This window comes from Chryseobacterium lathyri, from assembly GCF_003290185.1.
GTDB lineage: Bacteria > Bacteroidota > Bacteroidia > Flavobacteriales > Weeksellaceae > Chryseobacterium > Chryseobacterium lathyri.
In genome coordinates, this window is sequence record NZ_QNFY01000035.1 from 1 (window position 1) to 3,188 (window position 3,188).

The 3,188-nt window shown below is 38.4% G+C and carries 2 protein-coding genes; both read left to right on the forward strand.

The window, feature by feature from the left end:
* The first annotated feature begins 61 nt into the window (after window positions 1–61).
* Window positions 62–2,878 carry a hypothetical protein gene (locus tag DRF61_RS22380; RefSeq protein ID WP_111961068.1) on the forward strand — a complete coding sequence of 939 codons (2,817 nt, stop codon included), beginning with the start codon at window positions 62–64 and terminating at the stop codon, window positions 2,876–2,878.
* A gap of 6 nt (window positions 2,879–2,884) precedes the next feature.
* A partial coding sequence (locus DRF61_RS22385; protein WP_157963427.1) for a DUF6443 domain-containing protein occupies window positions 2,885–3,188 on the forward strand: 304 nt, incomplete at its 3' end.

Genomic DNA, 3,188 nt, shown 5'->3' on the forward strand with positions numbered 1-3,188 from the left:
GATAAAAACAGATTTGGGAAAAACAGCTAATGCTAAACTGATAAAAAAATAAACATAAATAATGAAAAAAATCTACATGTGTCTTATAAGCCTGGTAGGCTTATATGGTCATCTCCAGGCACAGAACCAATTTCAGGGAGTTAATTTCGGGGATATGCCCAATCCCGTTCCTTCATTATCAGCTATAACCAATTATACAGATACCCCAAGATCGCTTGCGTCAGGTATACCTGAAATTTCGATTCCGTTATTGAGTATCTCAGGACATGGTGGTTCAAAGTTTGGCCTGCAGCTGGGCTATAATCCACTCAATGTTTCTCCTGGTGATGCAGCAGGAGAAATGGGAACAGGCTGGTTTATGTCTAAGGGAGGTGCTATTTCACGCCAAATTAATGGGACTCTGGACGAAGTGTTTCAAAATACAGCAAACCCTCATTATGAAAAAAATGTCTTTGATGATGAATATTATTACAATTTTCCAGGATTTTCAGGGAAATTTAAAATAGAAAGAGACACCCAGCAAAATACGTTTCGTCTTGTTGATCTTTCCCCTTTGAACCATGTTAAGATAGCCTATACAAAGCAGAATAATACTGCTACGCTCATCATTGATTCCTTTACGATTACTGATGACGAAGGAAATACTTATTATTTTAATGACTATTCGGTAGCAGCAGTTTATGATAGTTTTTATCAAACTATTGGAACTTCAGGTCTGGAATACAAATCAGCATTTTTTCTGACCAGGATTACCAATGCTAATGGTGTGGAAACCGCTAATTTTACTTATCAGAAAAATACAAAGTATGATACTGATAATACCACATTGCTTTACAAAAGCTGCCAGCTTCAGAAAATTAATACTGCATCCGGAAATATTGAAATCGTTTATGATTACGACCAGACCCTGGAAAAAACCATGAATGACCCCTACAGCATTAAAAAAGTAATGCTGAATAATTTATACGGTAAAGTGGCTGAATATACCTTTGATTATTCCTATCCTTTTCCTTCAAATCCGGGAGATGCTACCCATAAAAGAAGACAGTTGGACAAAATAAAGAAAATGGATGGGCAAAATATTCTTGAAGAGACTTCATTTCTGTATAATCCTCCAAGTTTAGAGATTCCTGCATATGGCTCATGCGAAGGAAGCATACAGATCAATCCAGCAGGCATCCTTAATAAGGTTATATATCCTACAAAAGGCGTTACTAAGTACGAGTATGAAAGCTCAGAGACCTATGCTGATAAAAGCTCTGCTGCCTATCTGGAATCTTTAACTTTAAACTACACAGATCCATGTACACAGGAACAGCGGGAATTTTCAAATTTTAGCTTTGATACTCATCAAACCCTAACCTATTCCTTCACGATTTCCGGTGACCCAACAAAGAAAAAAGCGTTTTGGGTGGGTTATAATGAATTCTACACTAATATTGATCCCAATACAGGAGAGCCTATCCTTCTTCCTCCCGTACCGGAGAATAAAAGGATTACTTATACCCTGAAAAGAGGATCTGAGGTACTGACCACCAACCAGAAAGAAAGCAATATAAGATTTTATAATTATCCCGGTCAGTATACGGTTACTGTCAATGTTCCTATACAGAACGGGCAGGTTAACTTCTCCCTTTCAGAAGTAGTGGCAAAACCCGGTCCTTTTAGAAATGCCGCTTCTGGAACTAGCCAGTATAGAATACGTTCCATTAAAAAATATTTGGATAATGCCAGCAGTGTACCGGTAACAGCAGTTTCATACAGTTATGATGATTTTTCTATTCCCAACGCTTCAAGCGGTTATACTTCTATTGATGGTAAAGTCCTATTCAAGAATGTAAAAGTGACGGAAGGGACCGGAAACGGCTACACCAGATATTATTTTAAAATAACTCATGATTATCCGGCATACTATACCACAATAAATGGAAACCAGGCTAATTTTCAGCCTTATTACAATCTTTTAAAAACAGGTATTCTTGATAAAAAAGAGGTCTACAGTGAGACTAATCAGCTGCTGGGAAAAGATGATTATGAATATACATTTAGTATAGCAAGTGATGTTGATTACTATACGGATAGTGGCTTTTATTCCAAGACAGCATTCATAAGCCAAACAAAAAATGTTTCTTTTGTATATCCTTCCGGCTCTGCTGCTTCTTTGCAATCTTCAAGCGAAAATACAGTAAGGTCAGATAATTATAAACTTTCCTATTCAAAAAGTACAGCTTCAGACGGAATGGTGACTGAAAGTTTCTATAGATATGCCCAGGATAAAAATCAAACTAAATTGTTAGCGTCGGGCATGACAGGATTGTTGCTTGAATCAGAAATAAAAGAAGATGGGAAAACCACCGCAAAATCAGAAACTAAATTTGAACATTCTTCTAATGTATATCCTACCTCTGTTATTGGCTACAATATGGAGTCTCAAAGTCCTTTTACCGCCTCTACACTCGATGTTTATGACAATAAAGGGAATCTGGTACAGGCTACCGGAAAAGATGGAACGCCAACGACCACAATCTGGGGATATTATCAGACTATGCCTATTGCTGTTATTTCAGGAGCCTCTTATTCCCAGATAGCATCTCTTTCGACAGTAACCGCTGCCATAGCTGCGTCCAATGCGGATGGTGATAATCCGGTTAATGAACCTGCTCTTATACAGGCTCTGGAAAACCTTAGAAAAGATCCTGCCCTGAAGAATTACACAGTCACGGCATCTACCTATGATCCTCTGGTGGGAGTAACGAACTCCATTTCGGCGAACGGCATCAGAACGGTAAATATCTATGATAATGCAGGCAGACTGATCAAAATAAAGGATGTGGACGGAAAAACTTTGCAGGAAAACCAGTACAACTACAAACACTAAAACATCATGAAAAAAATTATAACAGCATTCCATATATTGTTTGTTGCGGGGCTTTCTTTTGCGCAAACGAACCTCAGTACCGCAGAAAACTATATCTATACCAAAAGCTGTCTGGATGGGGATTGTATCAAGAAATCAGAATCTGTTCAATATTTTGATGGACTCGGAAGACCTATCCAAGCTGTTGCGATCAAGGCAACCCCACTTGGAAGAGATGTGGTAGTTCCTATAGAATACGATTCAAAAGGAAGACAAGCCAAAAGCTACCTTCCTGTTCCCCAGTCAGGTACTGCGAACGGAGCCATCTATA

Excerpts from the sequence above, each read along its gene's own strand:
- DRF61_RS22380 (WP_111961068.1), top strand. The coding sequence starts at position 62 with ATGAAAAAAATCTACATGTGTCTTATAAGCCTGGTAGGCTTATATGGT.